Raw genomic sequence first — 17,096 nt, forward strand, 5'->3', positions numbered from 1 at the left:
ATATCTAATTTCATCTTAAATTTGTTATGGAAGGAGTATTATGCCTAAGCATTACTATCTCATAGGAGAAGTCGCCAAAATGCTTGGTATTAAAAAGCATACTCTCCGTTACTGGGAAGCTGAATTTCCTAAGCTGAGACCTAAAAAAAATAACAGCGGAAAACGGAATTATACCCTTGAAGATATAGAAACTATCAAAACTATTAAATATTTACTTCATGTGCAAAACTTCAGCATCGAAGGTGCCAGAAAAAAAATGTCATCTCATAGTCCTGTGCCTGAAAATGAACAAATAGAAATCAGCATACCTCCCAGAGAAATCAAAACCATACTCACTTCCAGAATTGAAAAAATCCAGGATATTATCAGTTTGCCTCCCAGATCCTTACAGAAATTTGAAAAAAAGAAAGAATTAAAAGCCAAACTCGGTCAGCTTAGAGCTCTCCTTTCCCAAAAAGAAGAGAAGCAGGAATTGGATCCTGCTTCTACTAATTCTTCCAGTTCGATTAATTCTGATTAATCGTCGTCATCCATTTCATCATCATCGTCATCCATCATTCTGTTTCTCTGATGTCCCATTCCCTTCTTCTCACTCATTTTTTCCTGCATCATCTTTCGGGGATGTTTCATCAGTTCCATTGCCTGCTCTTTTTGTTCAGCAGTTAAGAGATTCCAGCATTTTTCCTGATTATCTATATGCTTGTTTTTCAATTCTTTCTTTAGATCAAAGATGTTATTACTAACTTTTTTTATCTGAGAAAAATTCATTTCTTTCATGGCTACTTGTGCGTCTATTTCCAAAATCTTGATCTGGGCATTGAACTCGATAGCTGTTTTCTGCATTTTGACATGCTGATCTTCCAATTGTTCCTGCTGATCTTCTGTTAATTCCAGTTGATGCATGATCATCATCATTCTATCGCCTGGGTTTCCCTTTCCCTGCATTCCCATTCGGCCTTTATCCATCATGCCCATTCTTCCATTATCTCTGCCTTGTCCTTTCTGACAGTCCATTCCCTGGTTAAAGTGATTCTGAGCAAATACTGCGGTTGCTATCAGCAGTATTGCGGCAATTACGAGTAACTTCTTCATTTTCTTCTCCTTTGAGGTCTTTGTAATCTGTCTTCTGGTGGTCTTCTGAAATCCTTATCATTAAACTCACCTTTTTTTCTCATTTCTATAAGTCTTTTACCAAAAGCCGTTTCCAGCTTAATTTGCCTGTTCAAAGTTTCTTGTCGCAGACTGTCTGCCACTTCTTCATTAAATTCTTCTCCACTCAGATAATCCATAAATTGACTTCTGAAATTCATAAATTCTCGCTTATCAGCTTCTATCTCACCGGGTTTCTGACGCATATGCTCTTTGAAATCATGAAATTCAGGTCTATCAAAAGGTCTTGGTGCATGCGTGCGATGCCAGATGAACATCCCGATAAAGGCAAGATTAAATGCCAGGGAGATCACAATTACAAAAAGTAATATCTGCTTCTTCATTATTCACCCTCCATCACATAACTATATAAACCCGTTTCCCCATAACTCAAATCTGCACTGCTGGTGCTGGTTGAAGCAAACACCTGATTGCTCATCACTATTCCCAGTGCAAAAGCGGCAATGGAAGCTGCCAGAGATAAGCGTTTCCACATGGGCTCAAGTTTTATTATTACTGGAGATAAAGAAGAATTTCTGGCAGCATCAAGAACTCTTTCCCGTAGATCTACCGGAACATCTTCATCCTGGTAGGCTGATAAGAAATCTCTTATCTTGTTGTCTGTCATACTTTCTTTTTCATTATTTTTCATTTTACTTACCTCTATTCTACAGGACAGCAGCCAGAAGGTTATCCTGCAATTTATTTATTCCTTTACTCTCTAAAATCTCATGAAGCTTACGTTTAGCCCTCACCAATCTTGAATCTGTGGCACTTTCACTTTTTCCAATAATTTCTGATATTTCTTTATAACTCTTGCCCTGGAAAAACTGCAACTCGATCAGCAGTGCTTCCTGAGGCTTAAGTAATGCCAGACTTTCCCTGACCAATTTATTTCGTTTTTCGATTACATTCTCTTTTTCATCTACTATCTGAGGTTGATTAAGTTGTCCCATCATAAATTTTAAATCCCGCTTGCGAGCCTTGATCTGATTTAGAGTTTTATTATAGGCAATTCGGTAAAGGTATGATTTCAATGCCGATTCCTGCACTTTTTCAATATTCTGATAAAATGCCATGAATACCTCTTGAAAAAGATCCTCAGCTTCCTGACGCTGCCTTACCATCCTCAGTATCATGTTAAATACCTTCTTGCCTTCTTTTTCCATCAGGTCTTCTAATATTTTTTCTTTCATTTTTCCTGCTCTTTACACCTTAGACACAATTCCCTACACATTCCTGCAAAAAAACATCTTTCAGATAACCTAATAAAATTTACTTCCAGGGCAATTTTTGTCATAATATATAATATTTATAATAATTTACTTGCCATAAATCAAGCAATACAATTTTTTGGCGAGACAGAATATTATGTGGAAGGTGAATTATGTCAAGAGTATGTGATATTTGCGGAAAAAGAGCTTTGACTGGCAATAATAGAAGTCATGCTTTAAACGCTACCAAGAGAAAGTTCTACCCTAATCTTACCAAAATGAAAGCCGATTTCAATGGCGTAATTAAATCCGTCAAAGTTTGCGCGGCTTGCCTTAAAGCTAATAAGGTAAAAAAAGTAGTATAAAGATAAAGACCGCTTGCCGGTCTTTTTCTTTATCACTTATCCAGATTTTTTATAATTCTTATTGACCTTTTACTCAACTTATAAATTTTTATCATATCTTAGTTCTCTCAGCAAGGGGATATTATATCCAAAAACTAAATTTATGGAGATTTGTATGAAGACGATTATCGAACCGATAAAAGTGCCTGAGGATTATAATATCATTTTTGGTATGTCACACTTTATCAAAACCGTAGAAGACCTCTATGAAGCTCTTGTGAACTGCGTTCCTGGTATTCAATTTGGTCTTGCCTTTAATGAAGCCTCCGGTCCCTGCCTCATCCGTAAGGAAGGAACCGATCCTGAACTGATTGAAATGGCAATGCAAAATCAAAAAAGATTACTGGCTGGTCACACATTCCTGATCATTCTCAAAAATGCTTTTCCCATTAATGTTCTCCCGGCGATAAAAGATTGCCGTGAAGTTGTTTCCATTTTTTGTGCCACAGCCAATCCCGTTCAGGTCATCCTGGCAGAAACTGAACAGGGAAGAGCTGTCCTTGGTGTAATTGACGGATACTCCCCCAAAGGCGTAGAGCTTGATAGTGATGTAACCCGGAGAAAACAATTCCTGCGTAATATCGGCTATAAAAGGTCACAATAATTTAATGCGCGCCTTTATAGCTTTGGAATTATCTGATGATCTAAGATCACAGTTTGCTTCCGTCTGCCAGGATTTACAACAGTATAACCAGAAGAATGCCAATTGGGTCATACCAGAAAATCTACATATCACTTTTCAGTTTCTGGGTGATATCTATGAATTTCATCTACCAGAGATCAAGCAGATAATTACGGATAAATTTGCTGATTTTCAACCTATTCAATTATCAAAACCAAAACTGCAATTGATCCCTTCCGGCAAGCCACGCCTGCTTTGGGTTAATTACCAGGCAGAATCAGATGAACTTAAAAGTATTCATAGACATCTGGTTTCTGATATTTCTGATCTGGGATATAAATTAGACAATAAATCTCTTGTTTTTCACGTTACTCTCGCAAGATTCAAAGCTGCTCTGCAAGAGAACTTTACGGCTGCTGCCATGAAGCTCCAGTTAGATCAAATCAGCTTTTCACCAGATAAAGTTACCCTGTTCAAAAGTATTCTTAAACCTCAGGGTCCTATCTACCAACCTCTATTTTCTTTTGCTTTGTAAATATCTAAAGGAGACTATATTATGAATAGCAAAGACAAAAATTCGGCTCTCAAAACCGCAATGAGCCAACTCGAAAAACAATTCGGCGCTGGTACTATTATGAAACTGGGTGAAAAACCCCAAATTGATGTAAATGTGATTCCCACTGGCGCTCTCTGTCTTGATGCTGCCCTGGGAATTGGCGGTATCCCCCGCGGGCGTGTCTCTGAAATCTATGGCCCTGAAGCTTCAGGAAAAACTACTCTTGCTCTCCACGTTGTGGCAGAAGCACAAAAATTGAATGGTATTGTGGCTTTTATAGATGCCGAACATGCGCTTGACCCCATATATGCCAAAAGTATTGGAGTTGATACTGATAATCTGCTCATTTCTCAGCCCGATGGTGGTGAACAGGCACTGGAAATTGTGGAAACCCTGGTTCGGAGTAATGCCGTTGATCTCATTGTAGTTGATTCTGTGGCTGCCCTGGTGCCAAGAGCTGAGATTGAAGGCAGTATGGGTGATTCTCACGTGGGTCTGCAAGCCAGATTAATGTCCCAGGCTCTTAGAAAACTTACCGGTATTATTAGTAAAACCAATACCGCTGTGATTTTTATTAATCAAACCAGAATGAAAATTGGCGTTCCTTCATATATGAACCCTGAAACCACAACTGGTGGAGTAGCTCTCAAATTTTATGCTTCTGTGAGACTGGAAGTCCGTAAAATAGGCTCAATCAAAAAAGTTGGCGTAGCTGACGAAATAGTAGGCAATATGGTTCGCGTCAAAGTTGTTAAAAATAAGTTTGCTCCTCCTTTCAAAAAAGTGGAATTCCCCATTACCTTTGGTTTGGGAATTTCCAAAATTGATATTATCCTTGATCTTGCCATTAAATACAAACTCGTTAATAAAAGCGGTTCATGGTACTCTTGCGGTGAAACAAAACTTGGTCAGGGTGCGGAAAAGGTTAAAGAATTTTTCAACGAAAATCCCGAGATATATCTTGATATAGAAAACAAGATCAAACAGGAATTAGGAATGATCGTGGCTGATGATACTGCTAAAGATAAAACAGAAAAATAATAGAGTTTTTGTCATTGAATTTGATGATCAGATCCGGGGTATCCTCACTTCAAAAGCGCTCCGGAATCTGGGTCTTGATAATAAAATAGAGCTGGAGATTGATCAGGATCTTGCTGATAAAATTAATCAGGAAATAATCTCTATAGTTTGGAATAAATTTCTTAACTGGCTTGCATTTCAGGAACGCTCAATTGCCCAAAGCAGACAATATCTTCTCCATCTGCCTTTTGCTGCAGATATCGTTGAGGTCTTAATTGATAAAGCCAGCAAATATAACTATCTTAATGATGAAAGATTTACCCGATTGCTGATCGAATCGCTCATTGATAGAAAGAAAAGCCTGGCTGAAATTAAAAGTAAACTCTATGAAAAACAGATACCATCTCACTTGATTAATACATTACTTTATGAGATATATGATCAGGAATCTCAAAATAAGGTTCTGGAAAATTTAGTTGAACAGCTTTATTTTCGCTGGAAACTGCCAGACCAGAAAAAAAGAGAAAGAAAAGTTTGCGAATATCTTGCCAAACGCGGATTTGATTATCATGAAGCAAAAAATATTTTTTACAGGATAAAAGATGACCCGAAAAATTACGACCAGTACTCTGATTAAAATTATTCACGATTGTGCTCCTCCAGCCCTTGCCTATGATTGGGATAATGTGGGCTTCCTGCTGGGAGATGCCTCCACTGAGATCAATAATGTACTCCTTTGCCTTGATATTACAGATAGAGTTGTTGATGAAGCGATCCGTATAGGTGCAAACCTGATCATCTCGCATCACCCGCTCATCTTTAAGCCCATTAAAAAAATCACTAATCCGCTCTACATCAAACTCATAAAGAACAATATTTCTGTCATATCTGCTCATACAAATCTGGATATTGCACCCGGTGGAGTAAATTCGCAACTCGCTGAATTATTTGAATTAACGGAACTGCAATCTCTTTCCACTTCTATTGGCAGTGAACTTTATCAGGTATCTGTATATATCCTGCCTTCAAATCAGGAAATCCTCTCACAGGCACTGATCAAAAACGGTGCCCGTAATCTGCATTACTATCCTACCCCTGAGGAGATCAAACTTGAGTTTTTCTGTGACAGCTTCAAACTCAATAAAGTTATTGCCGCTATCCATAAAAATCATCCTTCTCCTGATCCGGTATATGCAGTTAATCCCCAAAATAGAGAAAATGATGTCTATGGCATGGGAGTGATTGGTATATTGCCTGAACCCCTTACTATCTCAGATTTTGCTCATAAAGTCAAAGATGTCCTCTCTTCTCCATTCGTGAGAGTCTGGCTCGCAAATAAAAAACCCGATACTCTTATTCAGAAAATCGCTGTCTGTGGTGGTAGTGGCAGCAGTATGATTTCTTCTGCTTCCAATAGGGCTGACGTCTATCTCTCCGGTGAATTCGGCTATCATTCCCGACTTGATAGTCCCATCCCCCTCATTGAAGCAGGACATTTCCACACCGAATTCCCAGTCCTGAAATATCTCAAAAAACTTCTCGACTCTGCTGATGTTCCCGCTCAAATATTCCCCATCGCCAGTCACGAAACTTCCACCAGCACTCTCTATCTTTAATATTTTTCTACCCTGCCAGTAACATCAATTCTGCACTGTTTATACGTATATCCCATATCTTGATGATTTCCCTGATCCTTACACTCATTTTCTCCATTTTCATCACCAGATGAGCTATTTTTCTCAAAATTACTGATTTTATTTAAATAATTTCTTCCCATATCCAGCAAAATACACACACAGTAGTGCTTTCAGGATTTCCCCAATTCCTTCCCACCCCTAAAAAGCATTAGACCCGGAACAACAAAGCACGTACTCACATTTTTATGTTAGATAGTTCTTTGTTGTTCCACCTTAATACCACCTTATAGGAGATGATTAAACAGATGTTATAGAGTATAAAAACTGAAAATTTGTATAAATTGAACAAGTATATTTGCCAATCTCCCATCAATCATATTGCTTTTCCATATTTTTCTGGTACACTTTCGAGTATCATGGACAATAAAAAACTCATAGCTCTTATATTGAGCCTGATTTGTATGAGTGAATAATATTTAAGAAAAACTATATAATTTATTAATTAGGAATCATATCAATATATAAATAATAATTCTAATTTATTTCTTTTAAATAGCTACATTCAAGGAAACATCACTAAAAATATAGTACTAAGGTTAATAACTAATTTATTGTATAATATTTTAGATATTTAAATAAAGACTATCAAATTATTAATTATAAGTACATCTTCACCTTGTTTATCTTGACAAGAATAATACAAAAATCTTATCAAAAAAAGAAATACAGAGTTAATAAATAAGTGAATTTAGTAATTAAAGAGAATTGGTTTCTTATTATCGTAATCAAGCAGTATATATCTTGCACTAATGAATATTAAAGATGTAAGCAACTTGTTAGTGCAAAGTTAATCTACTATATGAAACCGGTTACGAAGTAGTTATATTAATCTTTGCTAATGAAAAGGTTGTTTATATAGTAAAATAATTGGAGGGAAAAATGAAAAAATTGATTACAATTACCATATTTGTAATCTTGATTTCTACTGTTTATAGTCTCTATGCAGTTCCAGTCTCAGATGGATTCGATTATCCTGTTGGTTATCCAGATGGAGATGGATACAATACAACCGCTGGATGGGGATGGTTGGAATTGACAGATGAGGAAGTATATCATCCTGCGAATGATTTTAATGGAAATGGAGGTAGTGATACAGATTTAGGAGATCCTGTTTATGCTGCATCGCATGGTACTGTTGTTGAGCTTGGTAACTACGGAACTGGATGGGGTAATATTATATTAGTTGAGCATTTGTTACCTGATGGGACGCAAATATGGACTCAATATGCCCATTTGCAAGATATATTTGTTTCAGTTGGTGAAAATGTGGTAAAAAATCAAACAATCGGAACCATTGGAAAAGGATATAATAATGAATATTGGGCACATCTACATTTTGAAGTGCTGAAAGTATATCGTAGCCCTTCAGCGTGGGTGACTGGATGGACAACTGATGAGATCAATCAAAGTTACTACGAGCCTACCGCTTTTATAGATAAAAATAGAGATTTAAGGGATGTGCCTATTCTTAATGAACCTGCTGATCAGGCAGAATTCAATAAAGGTGAAAATGATATTCTCTTTGATTGGACTGATGTATCAGGAGCTTCATATTATGAAATATGGATTGATAATAATGAAGGTTTTGGTTCACCGGCTATAGGATTTAATAATGGAAATAATGACTGGATTGCTGAGGGATTTACAAGTCAAAGCAGTTTCAATTTGACAACCTCTCTGCAAAACCAGCTTGATCAGAATTTATACTATTGGAAAGTTTGGATAGTGAATAGCAATCAGGTTCCTATCACAGGGGATTGGTCGGATGTAAGGCAATTTACCTTATTTGTTCCACTCGATGAACCTACCCTTATCGAACCTGCTGATCAAGCGGAGTTCAATAAAGGTGAAAATGATATTCTCTTTGATTGGACTGATGTATCAGGAGCTTCATATTATGAAATATGGATTGATAATAATGAAGGTTTTGGTTCACCGGCTATAGGATTTAATAATCAAAATAATGACTGGATTGCTGAGGGATTTACCAGTCAAAGCAGTTTCAATTTGACAACCTCTCTGCAAAACCAATTTGATCAGAATTTATACTATTGGAAAGTTTGGATAGTGAATAGCAATCAGGTTCCAGTTACAGGGGAATGGTCAGATATACGAGAGTTTTATTTGTTGAATCAACCCAATGCACCTACCCTTATCGAGCCTGCTGATCAAGCGGAGTTTAATAAAGGTGAAAATGACATACTCTTTGATTGGACTGATATATCAGGAGCTTCGTATTATGAAATTTTGATTGATAATAATGATGGTTTTGTTTCCCCGGCTATAGGCTTTAATAATGACAGTGGAGATTGGTTAGCAAATGGAATAGTAACAAGTAGTCAGTTTACACTGAGTATAGCACTGCAAAATCAGTTAAGTCAGAACACATACTTTTGGCAGGTACACGCTTTAGATTCTAATCAATTGCCTATTTATGATTGGTCTGCTTACCGAGAATTTGATTTACTTGATATTCTTCTTCCAGAAATCAAATTAATTGCCTCGGATGGAACGGTAAATGATAAGTTTGGGGGTTCCGTATCAATTTCAGGTGATAATGTCCTGATCGGTGCTTATTGGGATGACGATAATGGCTCTAACTCCGGATCAGCTTATATATATAATTATGATGGCACATCCTGGGTAGAGCAGCAAAAACTCACGGCATCGGATGGAGATACAGGTGATCGTTTTGGGGCTACCGTATCAATTTCAGGTGATTATGCCCTGATTGGTGCTTATTTTGATGACGATAACGGAGATAATTCAGGCTCTTTATACGTCTATCATTATAATGGCACATCCTGGGTAGAGCAACAAAAACTTACGCCATCGGATGGATATGCAGGTGATTATTTTGGGCATTTCGTATCAATTTCAGGAGATTATGCCCTGATCGGTGCTTCTGGTGATAACGATAATGGCAATAGAACCGGATCAGCATATATCTACTATTATAATGGTGCAGAATGGGTAGAGCAGCAAAAGATAACGGCATCGGATGGAAATGAATGGGATGAATTTGGGGATAAGGTATCAATTTCAGGAGATTTTGCACTGATTGGTGCTAATAAAGATGACGATTATGGCTCTTGTTCCGGATCAGCTTATATTTTCCATTATAATGGTACAGAATGGGTAGAACAGCAAAAACTCACGGCATCGGATAGTGATGTTGATGATCATTTTGGGAATTCCGTATCAATTTCAGGTGATCATGCCCTGATCGGTGCTTGGGGGGATGACGATCACGGTGATTGGTCTGGATCAGCTTATATATACAATTATAATGGTGCAGAATGGGTAGAGCAGCAAAAACTTACAGCTTCAAATGGAGATGAAAGTGATCGTTTTGGATGTTCCGTATCACTTTTAGAAGATTATATTCTGATTGGTGCTAGTTGGGATGAAGATAACGGCAATTATTCCGGATCAGCTTATATCTTCCATTATAATGGTGCAGAATGGGTAGAGCAGCAAAAAATCACAGCATCGGATGGTGGTGTTGAAGACTGGTTTGGGGGCCATGTATCACTTTCAGGAGATTATGCCCTGGTCGGAGCTTCTGGAGATGGTGCCGGATCAGCTTATATATACAATTATAATGATAGTGGCAATACTTTGCAGGCAGATTTCACAGCAGATCAAACAAATATAACATTAGGTGATGCAATACTGTTCACTGACTTATCTACTGGTGACCCAGTTAGCTGGGCATGGGATTTTGAGAATGATGGAGTAATTGACAGTAATGTTCAGGATCCAATATTTACTTATCCGGAACCTGGAGTTTACAGCGTGAGTCTTACTATCAGTAATGAAGAGCAACGTGATAGCGATACAGAAGTCAAGATGGACTATATTAATGTAAGTTTTAATTTGGAAGAAATCAAATTAATTGCCTCAGATGGAGCTTCAAGTGATTATTTTGGGGGTGGCGTATCAATTTCAGGAGATTTTGCCCTGATCGGTGCTAGATATGACGACGATAACGGCTCTGCTTCCGGATCAGCTTATATTTTCTATTATAATGGCACATCCTGTGTAGAACAGCAAAAACTCACAGCCTCTGATGGAGCTTCTAATGATTGGTTTGGGTCTTACGTATCAATTTCAGGAGATTTTGCCCTGATCGGTGCAATGTGGGATGACGATAACGGAGATTATTCTGGATCAGCCTATATTTTCTATTATAATGGCACATCCTGGGTAGAGCAGCAAAAACTCACGGCATCAGATGGAGCTTTTAATGATAGATTTGGTTCTGTATCAATTTCAGGTGACCTTGCCCTGATCGGTGCTTATCAAGATGACGATAACGGCTCTGATTCCGGATCAGCTTATATTTTCTATTATAATGGCACATCCTGGGTAGAGCAGCAAAAACTCATTGCATCAGATGGAGATGCAGATGATAGATTTGGTTTTGGATCAATTTCAGGTGACCTTGCCCTGATCGGTGCTTATCAAGATGACGATAACGGCTCTGATTCCGGATCAGCATATATTTTCCAATATAATGGTGCAGAATGGGTAGAGCAGCAAAAACTTTTGGCATCGGATGGAGCTGCAGATGACCATTTTGGGAGCTCCTCAGTTTCGGGTGACTATGCCCTGATCGGTGCTTCCCGAGATGATGATAATGGCTCTAACTCCGGATCAGCTTATATCTTCCATTATAATGGTACAGAATGGGTAGAGCAGCAAAAAATAACAGCTTCGGATGGTGATGCAGAGGATTGCTTTGGGGCTCCCGTATCAATTTCAGGTGATTATGCCCTGATCGGTGCTAGATACGGCGACGATAATGGCTCTAACTCCGGATCAGCATATATCTTCCATTATAATGGAGCAGAATGGGTAGAACAGCAAAAAATCACAGCATCGGATGGAGATGCAGAGGATTATTTTGGGAGTTCCGTATCAATTTCAAGTGACTATGCCCTGATAGGATCCCCTTCCGATAACGATAACGGCTCTAATTCCGGATCAGCGTATATATACAATTATAATGATAGTGGCATTACTTTGCAGGCAGATTTCACAGCAGAACAAACAAACATAACCGTAGGTGATGTAATACAGTTCACTGACTTATCTACTGGTGAACCAGTTAGCTGGGCATGGGATTTTGAGAATGACGGAGTTATAGACAGTGGTGTGCAGAATCCGGTATGGACTTATGAAGAAGCTGGAATTTACAGTGTAAGTTTAACGATTAGTAATGATACTGATAGTGATAATATCTTAAAGAATAATTATATTACCGTATCTGAAGGTTTAGAAAACCTCGAATGGGTAAAATCTGAGGATAATCCAATACTAACGGTCAATGGAACTGGATGGGAGCACTATTTCGTAAATAATTATGTTTTGGATGATGATGATGAATACAAAATGTATTATACTGCCATGGTTCCTAACTATATGGAAGTCGGTTTAGCTACCTCAAGCGATGGTATAAACTGGACAAAAAGTACTAATAATCCGGTTATCCAAAGAGATGTTCAGAACTGGTCTTCATTTCGTATCAAAATAGGTTCAGTGATTAAGAGAGAGGGGACATATTATGCATTTTATTATGGAGATGATCAAAATTTAAATGCTAATGGTTCAATTGGAGTTGCAACTTCGCCTGATGGAATAAATTGGACTCAATATGAAAATAATCCAATTATTTCTTATACAGAAATACCACCTGGAGATCACGGGATATTGAATCCTAATGTAGTTTATGTAAATGGCATTTTTAAAATGTTTTTTTGCCATTCTTATTATGGCGATTGTTATTATGCCGAATCTGATGATGGATTTAACTGGGAGATAAATAATGATCCGGGCATTTACGTTGGAACTTCAATCCGGCATGACGGAAATCAGTATTATGCGCTAAGATCTTTTGCTGAGGAAGATAGTGTCGGAGTATGGACTTCGAACGATGGTATATCCTGGAATCAGTATTCGATATCTTCATTTCTACCTTATCAAGATTGGCAAATAAGCAGTTATGATACTTCTCAAGGATATTTCTCGTTATTACCTGAGATAGAATCAAATGAACTCAAGCTTTTTTTCAGTTCATATCAGGGAGCATGGGGATATCAGAGAATGGGATTTGCCATCGCAGAAGTAAATTTTGTTAATGACTTAGAAGCAGATTTTATTGCTGATAACACATCCGGACTGGCACCTTTAGAAGTTAATTTCACTGATTTATCTGCAGGCAATATAACAAGTTGGGAATGGGATTTCCAGAATGATGGAGTTATAGACAGTAGTGTGCAGAATCCGGTATGGACTTATGAGGAACCTGGAGTTTATAGTGTGAGTTTGACAGTTTCTAATGATGTGTCACGTGAAAGTTCTACTGAATTGAAAGAGAATTATATAACTGTTTTAAGTCCTGATCCTATACTAAATCTGCCTGAAACAATAACCTTTAATGAGGATGAATCTACAATTCTTGATCTGGAAGATTACATTACATATTACAATCTCGAGGAATTGACTGTAAACTGGAACGGAAATGTCGAAGTCCTGATTAGCAATGAAGGTTTGGTGTTGGACTTTACAGCCTCTCTAAACTGGTTTGGTGATGAAATGATTGCATTCACAGTTAGTACCGATTCATCAAGAGAAAGTGTAACAGATAATCTGGATGTAATTGTCACTCCTGTTAATGATCCACCAATTTTAGAAATCACTGGTTCATTTGAAGCCGAAGAAGATATGCTATCCAGTAGTTATGATTTTGGCACTTTTTGTTCTCAAGTTTGGGGAGAGAATGATATTTTGACATTAAGTGCTGACAATTCGGAACACATCAATGTTCAAATTTTAGACTTGGAAGTAGTTTTTGAATCCAATACACCGAACTGGTTTGGGACTGAGGAAATTACATTTTTCCTTAATGATAATATCTCAGAGAGATTTAGCAGAGAGACATCAACTTTTAGCAGTAAACTAATAAATCAGTTTTCAACAGATGATAACGACTCATTAAGAGATATTGTACAACAGATTATAGAAGTAACAATAAATCCTGTAAATGATATACCTGAGTTAAATATGCCTGAACAACTCTTCCTGGATATCGCTGGAGAGCTGAATATTGATCTAAGCGATTATGCTTTTGATATAGATGATGATGCTTTACTTTATTCTGCCATACCGGGAGATGAACTGGAAGTAGAGATTTTGGGAAACCTGGCAATAATTTCATCTGAAATTAACTGGTCAGGAGCAGAAAATGTGATATTTTATGCAGATGATCAGCAGAGTCGAGCTACTGTCAGTGATACAGTTCTAGTAATAAGAGAGTTTATTGCTTATCCTGTAATAGAAGATATTGTAGATGTACCTGATGATCAGGGAGGAAAGGTGATAGTTTCATTCACAGGGAGCTGTTTTGATACTGACAGTCTGATCGTGCGTCCAGGTGAATCATATCAGGTAGAGTATTTATTTGAAGATAACTGGACAGCAGCTAATTCCACTATTGCTTATGGAGCAGATAATTATTTCGTACAGGTTAATACTTTGCAGGACTCAATGCCTGGATATCCCAATGTATATGATTTTCGGGTTATTGCAGCAATGGAAGAGGGGAACTTTGTAAGTAATATTATGTCTGGTTATTCACTGGATAATATATGTCCGGCAGTGCCGTCAGAGCTGCTCTTTGATTCTGGTTATCTCGTTTGGAATGAATCCGTTGATGAAGATTTTGCTTATTTCAGCATTTATCGGGATGGTGATTTGCTGGATTACAGTACAGAGCCAATAATGAGTATTATCGGAGATTCAGGTGACTATCAGGTTACGGCAGTGGATTGTCATGCTAATGAAAGTGAACTTTCGTCAGCAGTTTCTGGGGGTTATCCCTATGGAGATATTGATCATAACCAGGAGGTGGAAGCTATGGATGCATCACTGGTATTACAGTATTTCTGTTTGATAGTCACAGATTGGGAAGAATGGCAGATTGAGGTTGGTGACGTTGATGGTAACGGTAGTGTGGAGGCTTATGATGCCAGTTTAATTTTACAATTTACTGTTGGTTTCATTGATGAATTTCCAGTAGAAGAGGATAGTAGAAAAAATTAAAAAAACCAAACTATATTATGGGCAGACTTAGGTCTGCCCATTTTTTTTAATCCGATAATTGAATTAGAATACGCTACCAGAAATTGAAATATCAGTTAAAATACAAATGTCATAATTTTCAGATCAAGGGAAAATATGTGATTGATTTGAATCTTAGAGAAACCTTACTTTTCTATTTATTGAGAGTAGAATTTCAGAAAAAGATAGCGTAACTATTTAAATAGAAAAGATTTTTCTTGACATAAAAGTGATGTGTTACAGAAAAGACACAACTTATCTTGAGTTTCTAAAGAACCTTTCGGTTTACTCCGATTTGGAACTGACAGCAAACCACAGGAAAAGTTAACAAAGTCTAAGGATATTTGTGAGTTGTATCCAAGATTAAAATTGACTAAAACTCACAGGAGAAAAGGATGAATATTTACGTAGGAAATTTGGATTATCAGGTCACAAGTGAAGATTTGAAAGAAGCTTTCGGCAATTTTGGCGAAGTAGCTTCAGTTAATGTTATCATTGACAGAGAAACAGGAAGATCAAAAGGTTTTGGATTCGTAGAAATGCCTGATGATACCGCTGCAGAACAGGCTATTACTGGTTTAGATGGCACCCCACTTCTGGGACGCAACCTGAGAGTTAACCAGGCAAAGCCAAGAGAAGAACGCCCAGCAAGGCGCAATCGTTATTAATCAACAATAATCAACCTGCTCAGATTATCTGACAGGTTCAGGTTAATGAAAGGTTCACTTCACAGTGAACCTTTCTTTTTTGTCTGCATTTTAAGTAATGCCGTCTGACGAAACTGAATATCACAATTAAATCTAAAAAAAAGAACAAAATTTTGTGATTATACTTGACTAACTATTTCAAAACTACAGAAAAGTGCCATAGTTAGCTGGAGAGAAACAGGACAAAAATTGACTCCAGCGGAACTGAAGATCATTAAGGAACCAATTGAACTGACCTTTGTTTCGGCAAAGGTTTCTATAACTAATAATTAAAAAATATAAAAGAGGTAGTAATGAAAAGATTAGGAATAATGAAAGAGACTAAGAATCGCTGGGAACGCCGGGTGCCTATGAATCCGCAATCTGTCAAAAAACTGGTGGATAATGGTTATCAGGTGGTGATCCAACCTTCTGAGATCAGAATATATTGCGACGAAGAATATCGTGATGCCGGAGCTGAACTGAGTGATGACCTTAGTAAATGCGATCTGATCGTGGGAGTGAAGGAAATACCAATCGAAAGCCTTATACCGGGCAAGCCTCATCTGTTTTTTTCACACACTATCAAGGGACAGGATTATAATATGCCACTTCTGCAGTACTTTCTGGATAGTAAGAGCACTTTGTTAGATTATGAGAAGATCATAGACGAGAAAGGCAGAAGACTGGTATTTTTTGGCAAGTTTGCGGGAAATGCCGGCATGGTAGATGCACTTTGGGCAGCCGGACAGCGCTACTTTCAGGAATATGGCATCAACACACCTTTTTTGAAAGTAAAACAAAGCTATCAATATGACTCTCTGGAGCAGTGCCTGGCAGAATTAAAAGAAATTGGTGAAGAAATCAAAAGAGATGGATTGCCGGCAGAAATATGTCCCTTTAATATTTGTCTGCTTGGTTATGGCAATGTATCTATTGGTTGTCAGGAAATATTATCAGCTTTTCCAATACGCCAGGTTGAGCCATCAGCATTAGCTGGACTGGAAGTAAATCATAGAGCAGACGAGATGTATCTTTCTATCTTCAAGGAAGAACACCTGGTTGAACGAAAAGACGGAACTGGGTTTGAGTTAATTGATTATTTTGTGAATGGTGATCAATATAAATCAAAGATGGAGAAGTATTTGCCTTATTGTACCATGTATATGAGCGGTATATATTGGGCATCTGGATATCCGGTGTTTCTAAAAAATAGTGAACTGAGTAAATTACAGAGTAAGCAGCCTAAGCTTGTTATGATCGGTGATATTACCTGCGATCTGGAAGGCTCTATTGAAGCTACCCGCAAAGTGACTATGCCAGACAATCCCGTATTTATCTATAATCCAACCACAGATGAACTTACAGACGGTTTCAAGGGCAAAGGTTTTGCAGTATGTGCAATTGATAATCTTCCCTGTGAATTTCCCCGGGAAGCCTCAGATTTCTTTAATTCAGTACTGGAACCATTTGTACCTGCCATGCTCGATAATGATTACGAGAGATCAATAGCAGATTCTACTCTGCCGGAAGAAATAAAGCCTGCCTGTATTGCTCATCAGGGAAAGCTTGAAGAAAATTATCAATACCTTAAAGAATTTTTAAATAGATAAAAGGAGGTAGA

The 17,096-nt window shown here is 37.7% G+C and carries 15 protein-coding genes; 10 read left to right on the forward strand and 5 right to left on the reverse strand.

Annotated features, from left to right (window positions below; translation table 11 throughout):
• The first annotated feature begins 40 nt into the window (after nt 1-40).
• Nucleotides 41-520, forward strand: coding sequence for a MerR family transcriptional regulator (locus RAO94_02500; GenBank protein MDP8321202.1), 480 nt, complete (start codon nt 41-43; stop codon nt 518-520).
• Here the strand turns inward: RAO94_02500 and RAO94_02505 are convergent.
• From RAO94_02505 to RAO94_02520, 4 genes are read right to left on the reverse strand one after another with little or no spacing between them, the layout of a single operon-like run.
• On the reverse strand, nt 517-1,092 hold the full coding sequence (locus RAO94_02505) for a hypothetical protein (GenBank protein ID MDP8321203.1): 576 nt from the start codon (nt 1,090-1,092) through the stop codon (nt 517-519). The genes RAO94_02500 and RAO94_02505 overlap by 4 nt on opposite strands.
• A complete protein-coding gene (locus tag RAO94_02510; GenBank protein MDP8321204.1) occupies nt 1,089-1,493 on the reverse strand; it encodes a hypothetical protein in 405 nt (134 codons plus the stop codon). The genes RAO94_02505 and RAO94_02510 overlap by 4 nt, the downstream gene beginning before the upstream one ends.
• A complete protein-coding gene (locus tag RAO94_02515) occupies nt 1,493-1,801 on the reverse strand; it encodes a hypothetical protein (protein MDP8321205.1) in 309 nt (102 codons plus the stop codon). The genes RAO94_02510 and RAO94_02515 overlap by 1 nt, the downstream gene beginning before the upstream one ends.
• Nucleotides 1,802-1,817: 16 nt before the next feature.
• Nucleotides 1,818-2,345, reverse strand: coding sequence for an RNA polymerase sigma factor (locus RAO94_02520; GenBank protein MDP8321206.1), 528 nt, complete (start codon nt 2,343-2,345; stop codon nt 1,818-1,820).
• A 191-nt stretch (nt 2,346-2,536) separates the two neighbouring features.
• On the opposite strand from RAO94_02520, the gene rpmB reads away from it, so the two are divergent.
• From rpmB to RAO94_02550, 6 genes are all read left to right on the forward strand, one after another.
• Nucleotides 2,537-2,728 carry a 50S ribosomal protein L28 gene (gene rpmB / locus RAO94_02525; protein ID MDP8321207.1) on the forward strand — a complete coding sequence of 64 codons (192 nt, stop codon included), beginning with the start codon at nt 2,537-2,539 and terminating at the stop codon, nt 2,726-2,728.
• A 154-nt stretch (nt 2,729-2,882) separates the two neighbouring features.
• Nucleotides 2,883-3,371, forward strand: coding sequence for an adenosine-specific kinase (locus tag RAO94_02530; protein ID MDP8321208.1), 489 nt, complete (start codon nt 2,883-2,885; stop codon nt 3,369-3,371).
• Between the two features lie 4 nt (nt 3,372-3,375).
• The gene (thpR, locus tag RAO94_02535; GenBank protein ID MDP8321209.1) at nt 3,376-3,924 is read left to right on the forward strand and encodes an RNA 2',3'-cyclic phosphodiesterase; all 549 of its coding nucleotides are present in this window, start codon (nt 3,376-3,378) and stop codon (nt 3,922-3,924) included.
• A 21-nt stretch (nt 3,925-3,945) separates the two neighbouring features.
• A complete protein-coding gene (gene recA, locus RAO94_02540) occupies nt 3,946-4,986 on the forward strand; it encodes a recombinase RecA (protein MDP8321210.1) in 1,041 nt (346 codons plus the stop codon).
• Nucleotides 4,955-5,602: a RecX family transcriptional regulator gene (locus RAO94_02545; protein ID MDP8321211.1), complete on the forward strand. Its 648-nt coding sequence runs from the start codon at nt 4,955-4,957 to the stop codon at nt 5,600-5,602. The genes recA and RAO94_02545 overlap by 32 nt, the downstream gene beginning before the upstream one ends.
• Entirely contained in the window at nt 5,568-6,581 is a 1,014-nt protein-coding gene (locus RAO94_02550) for a Nif3-like dinuclear metal center hexameric protein (GenBank protein ID MDP8321212.1), read from the forward strand. The genes RAO94_02545 and RAO94_02550 overlap by 35 nt, the downstream gene beginning before the upstream one ends.
• Here RAO94_02550 and RAO94_02555 read toward each other — a convergent pair.
• Nucleotides 6,578-6,742: a hypothetical protein gene (locus tag RAO94_02555; GenBank protein MDP8321213.1), complete on the reverse strand. Its 165-nt coding sequence runs from the start codon at nt 6,740-6,742 to the stop codon at nt 6,578-6,580. The genes RAO94_02550 and RAO94_02555 overlap by 4 nt on opposite strands.
• A gap of 799 nt (nt 6,743-7,541) precedes the next feature.
• On the opposite strand from RAO94_02555, the gene RAO94_02560 reads away from it, so the two are divergent.
• The 3 genes from RAO94_02560 to RAO94_02570 all read left to right on the forward strand — a co-directional run bounded on the left by RAO94_02560 (nt 7,542) and on the right by RAO94_02570 (nt 17,085).
• On the forward strand, nt 7,542-14,768 hold the full coding sequence (locus tag RAO94_02560) for a PKD domain-containing protein (protein MDP8321214.1): 7,227 nt from the start codon (nt 7,542-7,544) through the stop codon (nt 14,766-14,768).
• Nucleotides 14,769-15,181: 413 nt separating this feature from the next.
• Complete coding sequence (locus RAO94_02565; protein MDP8321215.1) at nt 15,182-15,454, forward strand: RNA-binding protein; 273 nt, start codon at nt 15,182-15,184, stop codon at nt 15,452-15,454.
• A 332-nt stretch (nt 15,455-15,786) separates the two neighbouring features.
• Entirely contained in the window at nt 15,787-17,085 is a 1,299-nt protein-coding gene (locus RAO94_02570; protein MDP8321216.1) for a bifunctional lysine ketoglutarate reductase /saccharopine dehydrogenase family protein, read from the forward strand.
• Nucleotides 17,086-17,096: the final 11 nt, after the last annotated feature.

This window comes from Candidatus Stygibacter australis (assembly GCA_030765845.1).
Classification (GTDB): Bacteria; Cloacimonadota; Cloacimonadia; order Cloacimonadales; family TCS61; genus Stygibacter; species Stygibacter australis.